This window comes from Streptomyces coryli (assembly GCF_011044975.1).
GTDB classification, from domain to species: Bacteria; Actinomycetota; Actinomycetes; order Streptomycetales; family Streptomycetaceae; genus Streptomyces; species Streptomyces coryli.
In genome coordinates this window covers 25728-40873 of record NZ_JAAKZV010000044.1, presented here as the reverse complement: position 1 = coordinate 40873, position 15146 = coordinate 25728, and the positions used below count along the sequence as shown (strand labels likewise).

General features: G+C 71.8%; 15 protein-coding genes and 1 riboswitch. Of the genes, 9 read left to right on the top strand and 6 right to left on the bottom strand.

Annotated elements, in window-relative coordinates; translation table 11 throughout:
* On the bottom strand, positions 1–1166 hold a 1166-nt coding region (locus G5C51_RS13160; protein ID WP_206313770.1), incomplete at its 3' end, for a low temperature requirement protein A.
* A 41-nt stretch (positions 1167–1207) separates the two neighbouring features.
* On the opposite strand from G5C51_RS13160, the gene G5C51_RS13155 reads away from it, so the two are divergent.
* A complete protein-coding gene (locus tag G5C51_RS13155) occupies positions 1208–2137 on the top strand; it encodes a cyclase family protein (RefSeq protein ID WP_165236704.1) in 930 nt (309 codons plus the stop codon).
* Entirely contained in the window at positions 2134–2880 is a 747-nt protein-coding gene (locus G5C51_RS13150) for an MBL fold metallo-hydrolase (RefSeq protein WP_165236702.1), read from the top strand. Before G5C51_RS13155 ends, G5C51_RS13150 begins: the two co-directional genes overlap by 4 nt.
* A 59-nt stretch (positions 2881–2939) precedes the next feature.
* On the opposite strand, the gene G5C51_RS13145 is transcribed toward G5C51_RS13150, so the two are convergent.
* Positions 2940–4409, bottom strand: coding sequence for a DHA2 family efflux MFS transporter permease subunit (locus G5C51_RS13145; protein ID WP_165236700.1), 1470 nt, complete (start codon positions 4407–4409; stop codon positions 2940–2942).
* Between the two features lie 99 nt (positions 4410–4508).
* Here G5C51_RS13145 and G5C51_RS13140 point away from each other — a divergent pair, with 99 nt between their 5' ends.
* The 3 genes from G5C51_RS13140 to G5C51_RS13130 all read left to right on the top strand — a co-directional run bounded on the left by G5C51_RS13140 (position 4509) and on the right by G5C51_RS13130 (position 6456).
* Positions 4509–5228, top strand: a complete 720-nt coding sequence (locus G5C51_RS13140; RefSeq protein WP_165236698.1) for a TetR/AcrR family transcriptional regulator — start codon at positions 4509–4511, stop codon at positions 5226–5228.
* Between the two features lie 40 nt (positions 5229–5268).
* Positions 5269–5853 carry a DUF1349 domain-containing protein gene (locus G5C51_RS13135; RefSeq protein WP_165236696.1) on the top strand — a complete coding sequence of 195 codons (585 nt, stop codon included), beginning with the start codon at positions 5269–5271 and terminating at the stop codon, positions 5851–5853.
* A gap of 210 nt (positions 5854–6063) precedes the next feature.
* A complete protein-coding gene (locus tag G5C51_RS13130) occupies positions 6064–6456 on the top strand; it encodes an STAS domain-containing protein (RefSeq protein WP_165236694.1) in 393 nt (130 codons plus the stop codon).
* A gap of 31 nt (positions 6457–6487) precedes the next feature.
* Here the strand turns inward: G5C51_RS13130 and G5C51_RS13125 are convergent, their stop codons facing one another.
* Complete coding sequence (locus G5C51_RS13125) at positions 6488–7426, bottom strand: alpha/beta hydrolase family protein (protein ID WP_338118120.1); 939 nt, start codon at positions 7424–7426, stop codon at positions 6488–6490.
* A gap of 153 nt (positions 7427–7579) precedes the next feature.
* Here G5C51_RS13125 and G5C51_RS13120 point away from each other — a divergent pair, with 153 nt between their 5' ends.
* The 3 genes from G5C51_RS13120 (at position 7580) to G5C51_RS13110 (ending at position 10380) form a co-directional block, all read left to right on the top strand.
* On the top strand, positions 7580–8503 hold the full coding sequence (locus G5C51_RS13120) for an LLM class flavin-dependent oxidoreductase (RefSeq protein WP_165236692.1): 924 nt from the start codon (positions 7580–7582) through the stop codon (positions 8501–8503).
* 62 nt (positions 8504–8565) lie between these two features.
* Positions 8566–9549, top strand: a complete 984-nt coding sequence (locus tag G5C51_RS13115; protein WP_165236690.1) for a formylglycine-generating enzyme family protein — start codon at positions 8566–8568, stop codon at positions 9547–9549.
* 21 nt (positions 9550–9570) lie between these two features.
* A complete protein-coding gene (locus G5C51_RS13110) occupies positions 9571–10380 on the top strand; it encodes a maleylpyruvate isomerase family mycothiol-dependent enzyme (protein WP_165236688.1) in 810 nt (269 codons plus the stop codon).
* A gap of 84 nt (positions 10381–10464) precedes the next feature.
* Here the strand turns inward: G5C51_RS13110 and G5C51_RS13105 are convergent, their stop codons facing one another.
* On the bottom strand, positions 10465–11244 hold the full coding sequence (locus tag G5C51_RS13105) for a transglycosylase SLT domain-containing protein (RefSeq protein WP_165236686.1): 780 nt from the start codon (positions 11242–11244) through the stop codon (positions 10465–10467).
* A gap of 2 nt (positions 11245–11246) precedes the next feature.
* Positions 11247–11403: riboswitch (cyclic di-AMP (ydaO/yuaA leader) on the bottom strand.
* A 346-nt stretch (positions 11404–11749) separates the two neighbouring features.
* Between G5C51_RS13105 and G5C51_RS13100 the strand changes: the two genes are divergently transcribed.
* Positions 11750–12544 (top strand): SDR family oxidoreductase, encoded by a 795-nt coding sequence (locus G5C51_RS13100; protein WP_165236684.1) that lies wholly within the window; start codon positions 11750–11752, stop codon positions 12542–12544.
* Between the two features lie 11 nt (positions 12545–12555).
* On the opposite strand, the gene G5C51_RS13095 is transcribed toward G5C51_RS13100, so the two are convergent.
* The gene (locus tag G5C51_RS13095) at positions 12556–13752 is read right to left on the bottom strand and encodes a Gfo/Idh/MocA family oxidoreductase (protein WP_165236682.1); all 1197 of its coding nucleotides are present in this window, start codon (positions 13750–13752) and stop codon (positions 12556–12558) included.
* Positions 13753–13783: 31 nt separating this feature from the next.
* Positions 13784–15136: an ABC transporter substrate-binding protein gene (locus G5C51_RS13090; RefSeq protein WP_165236680.1), complete on the bottom strand. Its 1353-nt coding sequence runs from the start codon at positions 15134–15136 to the stop codon at positions 13784–13786.
* Positions 15137–15146 lie beyond the last annotated feature (10 nt).

Here is a 15146-nt window from a genome sequence, read left to right as displayed (position 1 = left end):
CCCACGCCCCTCCCATCCCTTCGCGTGTACTCCCCCACCACAATCGCCGCCACCAACACCAACCCCGTAACCAACACCGGCTCCCCCGTAAAGCTCGCCCCCAGCACCAACACCGCCGCGACCGGCCCCACCCACGCATGCACCCGCCCCGCATGATGGGGCTGGAGATGCAGCAGCCACAGCGTGACGAGGAAGACCGCCACCGGCACCGTCACGGCAAAGCCCGCAGCAAGGTCACCGATGTGTGTCTTATGCGCGGCCTGGTCCACCGACACAGCCAACCCCGCCCCCACCGCCGCCGCCGAGGCGAAGACGAGGTAATGGCCGTAGCCCCACCGCAGCGACCTCGGGATCGAGGTGAGCAGCTCAGCGGCCGGCTTGGAGAAGTACAGCCACCACAGTGTGAAGACGATCAGCAGGCCGCCGATGGCGGTGGTCGCCAGGTGGCCGATGCCGACCCCGTCGTCGGCGTCCATCGCGCCCTGCACGGCGACGGTGGCGGAGAGGATCGACTCACCCAGCACGATGATGGTGAACAGCCCATACCGCTCGGCGATGTGGTGCGGATGCCAGGTGGTGGCGCCGCCGCGCTCGGCGAAGGCGGGGACGGCGAGCTCGGCGAGGGCGAGGACGAGGAAGCCGGTGATGGCCGGGGCGCCGTCGGGGAGCAGTAGCCGCAGCACCCACCCGATCTGTACGACGATGATGCCCGCGGCGTACCGCAGGCAGTTCCGGCGGTGCTCGGGATCGGAGCGGGCGGCGCGCAGCCACTGCGGGACGGCGGCCAGCCGCATGATCACGTACCCGAGGGTGACCATCCCGAAGTCCTTCTCGTCGACCGCGCGATGCACCCCGGCGGCCACGACGAGCGCACCCGTCATCTGGACGAAGACCGCGATCCGGTACGGCACGTCGTCGGTGTCGTAGGCGGAGGCGAACCAGGTGAAGTTCATCCACGCCCACCAGATGGCGAAGAAGACCATCAGGTATCCGGCGACGCCGGAGCCCACATGGTCCTCGGCCACGGCATGGTGCAGCCGGGCGGCGGCCTGCGCGACGGCGACCACGAAGACCAGGTCGAAGAGCAGCTCGAGCGGGGTGGCGGCCCGGTGCGACTCGGCGGGATCACGGGGGTTCATGGGACGGATGGCCGTGCGGGAGGTCATGCGATCATTCTGCCGGGGGACGGCTGCGTAGGAGGGGACCTATGAGTGATGGCGGGCAGTGGCGGGTCGAGTTCGACGCCGATGTGACCTTCGCCAACGGCGGCGGGCTGCAGGTGCAGGGCTTCCGGCTGGACGTGCCGGGCGACCGGATCGAGGACGGCCGGCTCGCCGAGCTGCTCGTACGGCACCTCGGCCTGCTGATGGTCGGCGACGTCTCCATCAGCAACAAGCGCATGCTCCGCGAGCCCCACAAGGGCGGCCGCGGCGTCGCCGTCGCGGCCCCCGGGCCACGGCGGCTGGTGGAGCTGAGCCATGTCGTACGCGAGGGCATGATCACGTATCCCGGACTGCCCGGCCCCACGATCAGCGATCACCTGTCCCGCGAGGCCTCCAAGGCCATGTACGCGTCCGGGACCACCTTCCAGATCGGGCTGATCACGATCTGCTCCAACACCGGCACCTACGTGGACACCCCCTTCCACCGCTACGAGGACGGCACCGACCTCTCCGGCTTCCCGCTGTCCTCGCTCGCCGACCTCGACGGCGTCGTGGTGCGGGTGACCGGCGCCGCGGGCCGCGCCATCGACCGTGCCGCCCTGCTCCCGTACGACGTGCGCGGCCGCGCTGTACTGATCCACACCGACTGGTGCCGGCACTGGGGCACGGAGACATACGGCAGCAGCGAGCACCCGTACCTCACCGAGGACGCGGCGGAGTGGCTCGCCGAACAGGGCGCGGCCCTGGTCGGCATCGACTCGCTCAACATCGACCACACCCCGCAGGGCGGGACGAGGCCCGCGCACACCGTGCTGCTCGCCGCCGGCATCCCGATCGTCGAGCACATGCGCGGCCTCGAGCAGCTGCCGCCCGAGGGGTTCCGCTTCCACGCGGCGCCGCCGCGGGTGGAGGGGATGGGGACGTTCACGGTCCGGGCGTATGCGGTCGTGGGCGGCGAGGACGGGGCGGCATGAGGCTGACCGTGCTCGGCGGCTGCGGGGCGTGGCCGGCGGTGGATGACGCGTGCAGCGGGTTTCTGGTGGAGCATGATGGCTTTCGGCTGGTGCTCGATCTCGGGTATGCCGTCATGCCGCGGCTGCTGCGGTACGTACGGGCGGAGGACGTGGATGCCGTGGTGATCACCCACGGGCATCCGGACCACTGCGCGGATCTCAATCCGCTGCTGCGCGCCCGGTCGATGACCGACGGGCCGCCGCCCGCGCCGTTGCCCCTTCACGCGCCGCCCGGGTCCCTCGACGCGGTGCTCGCGCTGGACCGGCCGGGGATGCTCGACGATGCCTATGAGCTGCGGGAGTTCGAGCCGGGGGCGGCCTTCGCTGCCGGCCCCTTCCAGGTGACGACGAAGCTGCTGCCGCACATGCGCGTGAACGCCGGGCTGCGGGTGGCGGCAGGCGGGCGCGTGCTGGCGTATACGGGCGACACCGGCCCGTCCTCGGCTATCGCGGCGCTGGCGCGGGGCGCGGATGTGTTCGTGGCGGAGGCGTCGTACCCGGACAAGGTGCCGGCCGACATGGCCGAGCACCTGTCCACCGCGCGGCAGGCCGGCGCGGACGCGGAGCGGGCCGGTGCGGCCCGGCTGCTGCTGACGCACCTGATGCCCGGCACGGACCGCGCCGCCGCGATCGCGGCGGCGCGGGTGTCATACGGGGGCGACGTGGCCGTCGCGGAGAGCGGGCTGGTCGTCGAAGTGGGGTAGGCCTGGCCGGTGAACGGGCGGCCGTACGGCGGGTACCGGCCCGTGCTCAATGCCCGCCCTCAATGCCCGCCCTCCGCACGCGCCTTGCGCGGCAGTAGGAAGGCCGTCGCCGACGCCAGCACCAGCGCCGTCGCCGCGATCCCCATCGTCCACTGGGCCGCGCCCGTGAAGTCATCGCCCGACGCCGCCGAGAAGAAGACCGTACCCAGGACGGCGACGCCGACGGAGGCGCCGAGCTGCTGATTGGCGTTCATGACGCCGGACGCCGAGCCGGTCTCCTCGTCCGTCACGCCCGCAAGCGCGATGTCGAAGAACGGGCCCATCCCCAGGCCGAGCCCGAGGCCGGTGACCAGCAGCACCGGGGCCAGCTGCCAGGACGACACCGACGCCCCCGCCCCGTGCACGGTCAGCGCCAGCCAACCGATGCCGACGGCCGCGATCACGAGCCCGACCTGGAGGCCGTAACGCCCGTACTTCTCCCCCAGCTTGATCCCGGACGCGGCCGCCGCGACCGACATGCCCAGCGCCCAGGGGATCACCGTCGTGCCCGCGTGCATGGGCGAGAAGCCGAGGCCCATCTGGAGGTACAGCGTGAAGATCAGCATCAGCCCCGCCATCCCCGCGAAGATCAGCGTGCCGACGCCGAGCGCCGAGACGAAGGCGCGGTTACGGAACAGACTGGGCTCCACGAGCGGGTCGCCGCCGCGGGCGCGGAGCCGGCGCTGGTACCAGGCGAAGCCGGCCAGGACGGGGACGGCGGCGGCCATCGACGCGTAGGTCCAGGCGGGCCAGCCCAGCTCGTGGCCCTGCACCAGCGGGAAGATCAGCAGCAGCACGCCGAGGCCGACGAGCGCGGAGCCGCGCAGGTCGAGGCGGGTGGTGGTGCTCGTACGGCCCTGCGGGAGGGTGCGGCCTGCGGCGAACAGGGCGAAGAGGCCGAGCGGGACGTTGATCAGGAAGATCGAGCGCCAGCCGAGGCCGAAGATGTCGGCACCGGTCAGCCAGCCGCCGAGCACCGGGCCACCGACCGCGGACAGGCCCATGACCGGGCCGAAGACGGCGAAGGCGCCGCCCATCTCCTTGGGCGGGAACATCTCCTTGATCAGCCCGAAGCCCTGCGGCACGACGAGCGCGGCAAAGGCGCCCTGCGCGACGCGGGCGGCGATGAGCATCTCGGGATTCATCGCGGCGGCGCACAGCGCGGAGCAGAGGGTGAACCCCAGCGTCCCGACGAGGAACATCCGGCGGCGGCCGACGAGGTCACCGAGCCGGGCGCCGGTGATCATCAGGATCGCGAAGGCGAGGGTGTAGGCGGCGGTCGTCCACTGGATCTGGGTGGCGCCTCCGCCGAGGTCGGCGCGGATGGACGGGGCGGCGATGCCGACGATCATCGCGTCGAGGAGGTCCATGATCTCGACGGCGAGGATCACGGCGAGGCCGTACCAGCGCAGCCGGTGAGCGCGGGAATCCGCAGGTCGGGCGGCTGTGGGCGCGGGAGGTGCGCCGGGGGCGGCGTCGGTGGCGGTCATGAGGGTCGAGCTCCTGTCGAGAGGAAGTGGAACAGCGTTCGTGTTGTCGCGAACACTGTTCTACTCACGAACAGCGTTCCAGTCAAGTACGGTGTTCGCATGACGACGGTCCCCCCGCCCCCCTGGCGCCAGCCGAACAAGAAGTCCGGGCCGCCCCGCCGCACGCTCAATCAGTCGGCGATCCTGGACGCCGCGATGCGGATCGTGGACGCGGAGGGCATCGACGCCCTGTCCATGCGGCGCGTGGCGCAGGCCCTGGACACCGGCCCGGCGTCGCTCTACGCCCACGTGCGCAACAAAGAGGAGCTCCTGCAGCTCCTCCTCGACCGCGCCCAGGAGGGCATCCCCCGCCCGGAGCCGGACCCGGACCGCTGGCAGGACCAGATCAAGGAAGTCCTCCGCGCGGCCCGCGCGCAGCTCGCCGCCCACCGCGACCTCGCCCGCGCCGCGGACCAGGTCCCCCTCGGCGCCAACTCCCTGATCAACACCGAGACGATGCTCGCCGTGCTACGGGCCGGCGGCCTGCCCCCGCAGGCGATCGCGTACGCGGTGGACACCCTGGCGCTGTACGTGGTGGCGACGGTCGTCGAAGACGCCGCGCGCGACCAGCGGATGGGACACGTAGCGGAGCCGGAACGCTCAAAACTCCGCACGGAATACACGGGCAAGGTCCGCGACTACTTCGCCTCCCTCCCGGAACCGGACTTCCCCAACACCCGCGCCCTGGCCTCCGAACTCACCCGCGACGTCGGCGACGAACGCTTCGAATTCGGCCTCGACCTGCTGGTCAGCGGCCTGGCCCGGCACGCCGGGGACTAGGGCCTGTCCGGCGAATCCTGCCGGGCTAGGCTGCACCCCCATGACGACCAACGTGCCCTGGAAGTCCGGGACCTGGACCACTCCCCCGGCCGCGGCCCGCGAAGCGGACGGGCGGCTGCTGGTGACGGCGGTCGAGGGCAGCGACGCGTGGCTGCGCACCGGTTACGGCTTCGTCCACGACAACGAGCACGCCCTGCTGGCCCCCTGGGATCGCGATCAGGATGCGGTCGAGGTCACCGTCAAGGCGGGCTTCGACGAGGAGTTCGACCAGGCGGGCCTCTTCATTCGCATCGACGGCGAGCGGTGGGTCAAAGCCGGGCTCGAGTTCGCCGACGGCGTGCTCGGGGTCGGGGCGGTGGTGACCGACGGCGGCTCGGACTGGTCGAGTGCGCCCGTACCGGAATGGGCCGGGCGTGAAGTCACCGTGCGGGCCTCGCAGTTCGAGGACGGTGTCGTCATCCGCGCCAAGGCCGAGGGCGAGGCGTGGCGGCTGGTGCGGCTGGCTCCGCTGGATCCCGGCGCCGACGCGCAGGCCGGGCCGTACTGCTGCGCCCCCACCCGCGCCGGGCTCACCGTGGACTTCGCATCCTGGCGGCTGGCCGCGCGGGATACGTCACTCCACTAGACTTCCGACACCAGGTCACCAACCGCACCACAGCCGATCAATGTCAAGCAATCAAGCGGACGTTCACACCATCGGGTGAGACTGGGGGGATGGTGTCCACTTCTGTCTTGTCAAGGGTTGGGGATTGCGGACTACGGTGATCGCGGCGCCGCCCCGGACCATGGCGGCCATCGGACCATTCTTCACGCCGCGAGGGGGGCGCGAGAGGTCATGCACGCAGGCGCCCCCGGCCGGCAGAGCGGCACCAGCAGACCGGCACCGGAATCCACGGAGTTATTGCGGACGTATGCGCTCCGCGAGTTCACCGTGCTGGAGTTGCGCGGCGAGATAGATCTCGCCGCGCTGCCCCGGCTGCAGCCGCACATCGACTTCGCGACCGGCGGGCACGGCCCGCAGATCGTCATCGACCTGCGGCAGGTCACCTTTCTCGACTGCTCGGGGCTGCGGCTGCTGTGCCGGGCCCGCACCCGCGCCGAGGAGCGCGGCGGGCGGGTGCGGCTGATCTGCGATCACCCGCTGACGCTGCGGATCCTGCGGGCGGCAGGGCTGATGCAGGCGTTCCGGCCGGTCGCGGACATGGAAGCCGCGGTCGAGAGCGAGTGAGGGCGCGGCCCGTAACGCATACAAGTCCCGCTCAGGCGCTCTCCCCCACCGGCCGCCCCGTGCGGCCGAGCCAGTCCGCCACATACGCCGCGAGGCCCTCGCCGTGCCGGACCCAGCGGAAGTGGTCCAGCCGGCTGCCGCCCGCCTTCGACGCGGTGTAACTCCACTTCTCCAGGTCCGCCTTCGGGACCTTGCCGCACAGATGGCGTACGGCCCCGGGCGGGGCGAGGCGGTCGCCGGCCACCCCCACCGCCAGGACCGGCAGGTCGAGACGCGCCATCAGCGCGTCGTAGTCCACCGCGGCAGAGCCGGCCGCCGCCTCGGGCAGCCGGTACCTGCCCGTGCGCGACTGCCGCGCCCAGTCCCGCATCACCCGCGCGGGCTGCCGCCCGCCGAAGCCGAACAGGTCGCCCGGCCACCGGCCCAGCACCGTCGCCAGCGCCGCCGCGCTCTGGCTCCCGGCCAGCACACCGAGGCCGCGGACGGCGCCGAAACTGCGGTACCAGACCGAACCCGCCGCGACGACCGCCACCGCGTCCGGCGCCGCCGTCCCGCGGTGCGCGCCCTGCGCGGCCTGGAGCAGGGCGAGTTGGCCGCCCAGGCTGTGTCCGAGGACGGCGAGCGGGGCGTCCGGGAAGGCGGTACGGGCCGCGGTCACCGCCGCGTCGAGGTCGGCGAGCAGCTCGGCGTAGCCGAAGCGGCCCGCGCCGTCGGCGCGTTCGCCCTGGCCGCGCTGGTCGAAGAGCAGCGGCACGAGGCCGCTGCGCGACAACTCGGCGGCGAGCGGGGCGTAAAAGCGGGCCGGGGTGCCCATCGCGGGCGAGACCAGGACCATCGGGGCGGTCCGGTCGTCGGCCGCCGGCCCGCGCAGCCGGATGCGGGCGCCGTGCGCGCCGTCGGCCTCGGCGACCACGTCGAAGGGGGCAGGGGTGAGAGCGGTGGATTCGGCTCGGTCTGGCTGGGCTGTCACCCGCAGATGATCCCACCGCCGCCGGGCCGTGGGCTGTGATGCGTACCACCGGAGGGCCCCCGGCGGAGCATCAGCAGACCCGCGTGCCACGTTCGGTCTGCCATCGGCACAAGCAGGGTGACCTGCCACCTTCCGCTGGCTAGTCTCCGAAGCATGGCACCGACCATCTCCCTCCAGGCCCAGCCCAAGGACGCCGCCTCCTGGTCCGCGCTCGCCCGCCGCGCCGAGGACGCGGGCTTCGACGCGCTGCTCGCCGCCGATCATCCGGGCGCGGTCGCGTCGCCGTACGTGGCGCTGGCCGCCGCCGCGGCGGTCACCTCGCGGCTCGGGCTCGGCGCGTACGTATCGCACGCCGGGATCCGCGAACCGCTGCTGCTGGCGGGCGACGTCGCCACCCTCGACCTCGTCTCCGGCGGCCGGGCCCGGCTGGCGCTCGGCGCCGGGCACACCCCTGCGGAGTGGGAGATGCTCGGCTCGAGCCGGCCTGATGTGGCGGGCCGGGTACGGCGGTTCCTCGCGGTGGCGGAGGCCACCCGGACGCTGCTGGCCGGCGGCGAGATCACCCTCGAAGGGCCCGAGGTGCACGCCCGCGGGGCGCGGCTCGACGGGCCGCGGCCGGTGCAGGAGCAGGTGCCGTTCGTCTTCGGCGGCGGCAACTCGACGCTGCTGCGCTGGGCCGGCGAGCACGCCGACGTGGTCGCGCTCAGCGGCCTCGGCCGCACCCTCCCGGACGGCCACAAGCACCGCACCCGCATCGCGGAGACCGACGTGGACCGGCAGCTGGAGCTGGTCGCCGCGGGCGCGGCGGCGGCCGACCGCGAGGCGCCGCCCGGGCTGGAGGCGCTGGTGCACTTCGTGGAGCTGACGGACGACGCCGCGGCCGCGGCGGCGGGGATCGCCGAGCGGCTGGACTGCACGGCGGAGGTGCTGCTGGCGTCGCCGTACGCCTGGATCGGGACGGAGGCGGAGATCCGGGCGAAGATCGAGCGCGACCGGAACCGGTGGGGGATCACGCGGTACGTGGTGCGGGAGCCGGGGTTCGACGTGGCGGAGCGGGTGTTGGGCGGAAGCGCCTAAGTCCTGCCATACCGCGCAAAACCGGCCTGGACGTCCATCACGGCACGACATAGCGTCGAGCCATGAGTGAGCACGGTCGCGCATGCTGCACCCCTGGACGTACGGGCGCAGGCCCTGAACCGGTGACCCTCGCGGCACCCGGCGCCGCGCGGGTGGTCCAGGCGCCGCCCGAGCCCCTGGGCCCGTCTCAGCACACCGCCGCCCTCACCTCCCTCCGCGGCGGCAGCTTCCTCATGGGCACGGAGGACGCCGAGGGCTTCCCCGCCGACGGCGAGGGGCCGGTGCGCGAGGTGCACCTCGCGCCGTTCGAGATCGACACGTACGCCGTCACCAACGCCCGCTTCGCCGACTTCGCCGACCGCACCGGCTACGTCACCGAGGCCGAGCGCTTCGGCTGGAGCTACGTCTTCGCCCGCTTCCTCCCCGCCGAGCTGCGCCGCAGCTCCCGCCGCCCCGAGCAGACCCCGTGGTGGTGCGGCGTCCCGGGCGCCGACTGGCGGCATCCCGAGGGGCCCGGGTCGTCGCTCGACGACCGCGCGGACCATCCCGTGGTGCACGTGTCCTGGTCCGACGCGGAGGCGTACGCGCACTGGGCCGGGCTGCGGCTGCCGACCGAGGCCGAGTGGGAGTACGCGGCCCGCGGCGGCCTGGCCGGCGCCCGCTACCCGTGGGGCGACGAGCTGACGCCGGACGGCGAGCACCGCTGCAACATCTGGCAGGGCAGCTTCCCGTCCAAGAACACCGGCGAGGACGGCTACCTCGGCACGGCGCCGGTGGACGCGTACGAGCCGAACGGCTTCGGGCTGTACAACGTCTCGGGGAACGTGTGGGAGTGGTGCGCGGACTGGTTCAGCGCCGACTGGCACACGCGCCCCGACGCGCGGCGGAAGAACCCCGACGGGCCGCCGTCCGGGACGTCCCGGGTGATGCGGGGCGGCTCGTACATGTGCCACCGCTCGTACTGCAACCGCTACCGGGTCGCGGCCCGCAGCAGCAATGAGCCGGACAGCTCAGGGGGCAACATCGGGTTCCGCTGCGCACGCTAGCGACCGGGTTACGGTGGTCCGGTGACTGACGTGAGCTATGAGGCGTACTGCACCGAAATCCGCTCCCGCTCCGACGAATTGCGTGCCGCGCTCAAGGCCGGTGATCCCGCCGCCACCGACGTCCCGTCCTGCCCCGGCTGGACCCTCGTCGAGCTCGCCCGGCACGTGGGCGGCACCCATCGCTGGGCGGCGGAGGTGGTACGGACCCGGGCCACCGGACCCGTACCCCACGACGCCACGTACGACGTCTCCGCTCCCGGCGACGCGGCCGACCCGGCCGCCCTGGGCCGCTGGGTCGCCGAGGGCGCGGGCCTGCTCACCGACGCGCTGCGGGAGGCCGGCCCCGACGCCCCGCTATGGACCGTGGCCCCCGGCGGCACCGCACATTTCTGGGCCCGCCGCATGACCCACGAGACGACCGTGCACGCCGCGGACGCCGTGCTCTCCACCGGGACCCCGTTCACCGCCAACCCGCCGATGGCGCAGGACGCCGTGGACGAGTGGATGGGCTTCGCCGCCCTCCCCCGCGTTCTGGAGGCGGCCCCGCAGGACGCGCCGCCGCTCCTCGGCCCGGGCCGCACCCTACATCTGCACGCCACGGACGCCGCCGACGGCGGCCCGGAGCCCGCCGAGTGGCATGTCGACCTCACCGGCGAACTGCCGTACTGGCAACGGGCGCACAAGAAGGCGGCGGTGGCGGTCCGCGCCCCGCTCGCCGACCTGCAGCTGCTGCTCTATGGGCGCCGCGCGATCCCGGAGCTGGAGACGCACGGGGATACGGAGCTGCTGGCGCTGTGGCTGGAGCGGACGAGCTTCTGGCTGCGCAAATAGCGCCGCGCAGACAGCAAGGAGGGGGCGGTCGCCCCCGAGCAGCGACCGCCCCCTCCTTACGGCTCTCTATCCCTCAGTACGGGCTCAGTACGGGCCGTTCACGTTGTCGATCGAGCCGTACCGGTCGGCCGCGTAGTTGCACGCGGCCACGATGTTCGCCACCGGGTCGGTGAGGCTCGTCGAGGTGCCTTCGACGTGGTACGAGTCGAAGGTCGGCTGGATCACCTGGAGCAGACCCTTGGACGGGGTGCCGTTCTGGGCGTTGATGTCCCAGCCGTTCTGGGCGTTCGGGTCGCCGCCGGACTCACGCATGATGTTGCGGTGAATTCCGTCGTAGCTGCCCGGGATTCCCTTCTCCTTCATGATGGAGAGGGCCTCGTTGATCCAGCCGTCGAGGTTGTCCGGGTAGCTCGCCTGCTTTGCCTCGGTGGGCTTGGCGGACTTCTCCTCCGTGGACGCCTTCTTGGCCTCGGACTTGGCGGGCTTCTGGTCGCCGTCCACGGACAGCTTCTGGCCCGGGCGGATAACCCGCGGGTTGTCGCCGACGGCCTTCTTGTTGTCCTGGTAGAGCGCCTTCCAGCCGCCGTCCACATCGTGCTCGTGGGCGATGGTGGAAAGGGAGTCGCCCTTGACCACGGAATAGGTGGTGGCGGTGCCGGCCTGCGGCGCGGCGGTCTTGGCGGCCTCGGCGACGTGCGCCGCGGTGTGCGCGGAGGTGGCGGCGGGGGCGGACTGACCAGCGGCGCTCGCGACGGTGGCGCCGACCAGCGGCAGGGCCAGGGCGGCCCCGCTGGTGCCCGCGACGGCCATGCCGCGGCTGATCGGACTCTTCTTGGGACGGCGGTGCTTACCCTTTGCAGGCATGACGAATTCCTCTCCGGCGCCTGCGAGGTGAGCTGTCGGGTTCGGGCTGGAGCTGCCCGGCCGCCATGTTCGGCGGCTTCACCCCAAGCCGTTCCGGAAACGAATCCGGACCGGCGACTTACCTGGTTCCCCCGCTCCTGCCGAAAGCGTCTGTGGTCGGGTACCGGACGGCGGCAGGATTAGGCGGTCCGTCCGGCTGGTCGCCGACACTAGGCAGACACCCCCGGCGGAAACAAGCCTCGAATTCAAAGAAACAATTCGGTCGGGGTAAATCCCTACGGGAATGACCTTCGGCCCGTACGTCGTTCGCACTCAACTCCCGCACGGCGCCGGGAAAATGACCGGAGCGGGCCACCCCGAGACCTCAACGGCGTGACCCTTGTCACGACTTAGGTCCCGAATTTCTCAAACTGGACATTCGGCTACGAGCCGGACTGATCGCCGGACCCCTCGGCTTCTGCCCGCCCCGCGGTTAGGCTGCGGCCACCTACCAGGAGGTAACCACATGCCCAGGACCGCGCTCGTCACCGGCGCCTCTTCCGGCATCGGCGCCGCGGTCGCCGCCGCGCTCGTACGGCAGGGCGACACGGTGTACGGCACCAGCCGCGACCCCGAGAAGATCGCCGAGCCGGTGCCGGGCGTGACGTATCTCCCGCTCGACCTCACCGACGACGCGAGCATCGAGGCCTGCGCCGCGGCCGCCGGAGCGGTGGACATCCTGGTCAACAACGCGGGCGAGAGTCAGAGCGGCCCCCTGGAGGAGCTGCCGCCCGACGCGGTGCGGCGGCTCTTCCAGACCAATGTCTTCGGCGCCGTCCACCTCACCCAGCTGCTGCTGCCGGGCATGCGCGAGCGCCGCTACGGCCGGGTGGTCATGGTCGGCTCGATGCTGGCGAGCTTCCCGCTCGCGTACCGGTCCTCCTATACCGCCTCAAAAGCCGCGATCAAGGGCTTCGCGCTCGCCGCCCGCCGCGAGGTGTCCGGATACGGCGTCGGGATCACGACCGTCGAGCCGGGCTCGATCGCGACGGGCATCAGCGAGCGGCGCACTCAGTACGTAGCGGACGATTCACCTTTCCGGGATGAATACGACACGATGCTCGCCGCCCTCAACGCGAACGAGGCGAGCGGCATCACCGCGGAGCAGGTGGCGGCGACCGTGCTGCGCGCCATCGAGGCCCGCCGTCCGAAGCCGCTGTACGCGGTCGGCAGCAACGCCCCGGTGGTCTTCGCGCTCCGTCGGCTGGTCCCCCGGGAGACCGTGCTGCGCCTCACGGCACGCCGCCACGGCCTGCGCTGACCCGCCCGCCGTCAGCCCGGCTCCCCGAAGTCCGGAATCGCCAGCCGCTCGCCGCCCCGCTTGGCGGACTCGTGCGCGACGATCCCCGGCAGCGTGTAGCGCGCCGCCACCCAGGCGTTCACCGAGGGCTGCGTACCCGCGTTGACCGCCGTCACGAAGTCGTCCACCAGGAAGTGGTGGCTGCCTTCGTGGCCGTTCGGCAGGTGCTGGAACTCGGCGGGCAGCTGCGAGCGGTCGTGCACCGGCGCCGAGCCGGAGGTGAAGGCGTCGCGCAGCGCGGGGGAGATGTGCTCGAGGGACGGGTCGTCCGGGGAGAGCGTCGGCTTCGGCTGCAGCAGCTCGCTGATGTCCGTGGCCCCCTTCTTGTCCTGCCAGAAGCTCACCGTGGCGAGCTGCTCCATCGAGGCCTCGGTCCCGAAGAACCGGAACCGCGACTCACGGATGTGCGAGGGATAGCCGACCCGGCGGAATTCATTCGTACGGAACGAGCCGCCGCCCGCGACCTCGAACAGCGCGGTGGCGTTGGAGTGGTCGTTGCCGAACTGGCTGACCTCGGCGTCGAAGACCCCGTCCCCGCGGTCGTCGGGCACTCCGATCGCGGAGACGCTGACCGCGTGCGTCTGCCAGGCGCCGAGCACGCCGCCCACCGAGTGGGTGGGGTAGAGCAGCGGCGGATAGCTGGCGGTGGCCTTCCAGTTGTCCCCGCCGCTGTAGCGGTACGCGTCGTAGAAGCCGAGGTCCATGTCGTGGACGTAGTCGCCCTCGGCGTAGAAGAGCCGGCCGAAGGCGCCCTCGGCGATCTGGTTGCGGGCGTGGACGGTGGCCGGGTTGTAGTGGCTGGTCTCGCCCATCATGTAGGTGAGCCCGGTCTCCCGTACCACGTCGATGATCTCCGCGATCTCCTCCTGGGTGATCGCCATGGGCACCGCCGAATACACGTGCTTGCCGGCCCGCAGCGCCTGCACCACCAGCGGGCCGTGGGTCCAGCGCTGGGTGAAGATCCCGACCGCGTCGATGTCCGCGGCGGCCAGCATGGCCTCGTACGACGGGAAGGACCCGGCGAGCCGCTCGGCGGCGACCAGCTGGTCGGCGCGCTCGGGCAGCAGGTCGGTGGCGTGGACGGCGCGGACGCCGGGGTGGGCGCGGAACAGCTTGGCGAACTGGCCGGCGAACTGGCCGGCGCCCACGATGCCGATGGAGAACGTCACTACAGGTGCCTTTCACTTGGCGGGTCTTGAGCTACTGCGAGAGCAGGAAGTTGATCTGGCTGTTGGTCTCGTCGAGGCCGCTGACGGGCGCCCCGTTGGTGTAGATGTCCTGCATGGCGGGCCGCATCAGCGCGTAGACGTCGGCGGCATAGCTGGTGATGGGGAAGGAGAAGGTGGTCTTGTCGGCGACCGGCCGGGTGAAGGCCGAGGTGTCGATGCCGTCCTTCTCGTACGCGGCCACCGCCGCCTCGGTGCCGCTCGGCGTGGCCGGGAAGACGATGCCGTAGCGGCCGACGGTGCGCTGGCACTCGGCGGAGGCGAGATAGGCGACCCACTTCGCGGCGCCCGCCTTGTTGCGGGCGTTCTTGGTGATGGAGTCGGCGAGGCCGTTCATCATGGTGGCGCGCTTGCCGGTGGGGCCTTCCGGGGTGCGTACGGTGCCGACCTGCACGTCCTTGAAGCCGTAGATGGTCTGCGCCATCCAGGAGCCGTGCAGGGCGGTCGCCGCCTTTCCGGAGCCGAGCTGGGTCTCGGGGCCGTTGGATTCCGAATACACGGTGAACGGGGGCAGATAGCCCTTCTCCGCCAGGCCGAAATACCACTCGATGACGGACTGGAAGGTGCCGGAGTCGTAGTGATAGCGGCTGCCCCAGGGCTTGTTGCCGGTGTAGTGCCAGCCGGCGGAGCCGGTGAACGGGGACCAGGTGGTCTGGCCGTCGGCGTCGCCCGCGCCGTTCGTGGCGAGGCCGTAGACCTTGACGTTGTTCTTGTCGAAGCCCTTCTCGTCGCCGCGGCGGCCCTTGGCGTCCACGGTGAGGCGGGCGATCGCCTTCTCGAAGCTGCCGCCGTCCTTCGGATTCCAGCTGAGGCCGTCGAGATCCTTCGCGGTGAGTCCGGCCTCGCGCACCATCTTCTGGTTGAAGAACAGGGCGACGGTGTCCCAGTCCTTGGGCGCCCCGTAGCGGTGCCCGTCCGGGCCCTTCCAGATGCCGGCGAGGCCTGGCTGGTAGGCGTCGTCCCGTATCCCCTTGGTGGCGGCGAGCTCGTCGAGCGGGGCGAGCACCTCCAGGTCGGCGAACTGCGGGAACTTCTGCACATGGTTGGTGAAGACGTCGGGCTGGGTGCCGGCGATGAAGCTCGCGGTGAGCTTGGTCCAGTAGTCGTCCCAGCCCATCTGGGAGATCTGCACGTCGAGGCCCGGATTCGCCTTCTCGAAGTCCTTGGCGCAGGCCGCGTAGGCGGGCATCTGATTGGCGTCCCAGAGCCAGTACGTGACGGTGCGCGCGCTCGCGGCCGAATCGCCGCCCGTACCGCAGCCGGCGAGGGCCGTGAGGGTCAGCGCGAGCAGGCCGCACAGGCGGCTGCGGATACCGGGTCGTTTCATGGCGGCCCCT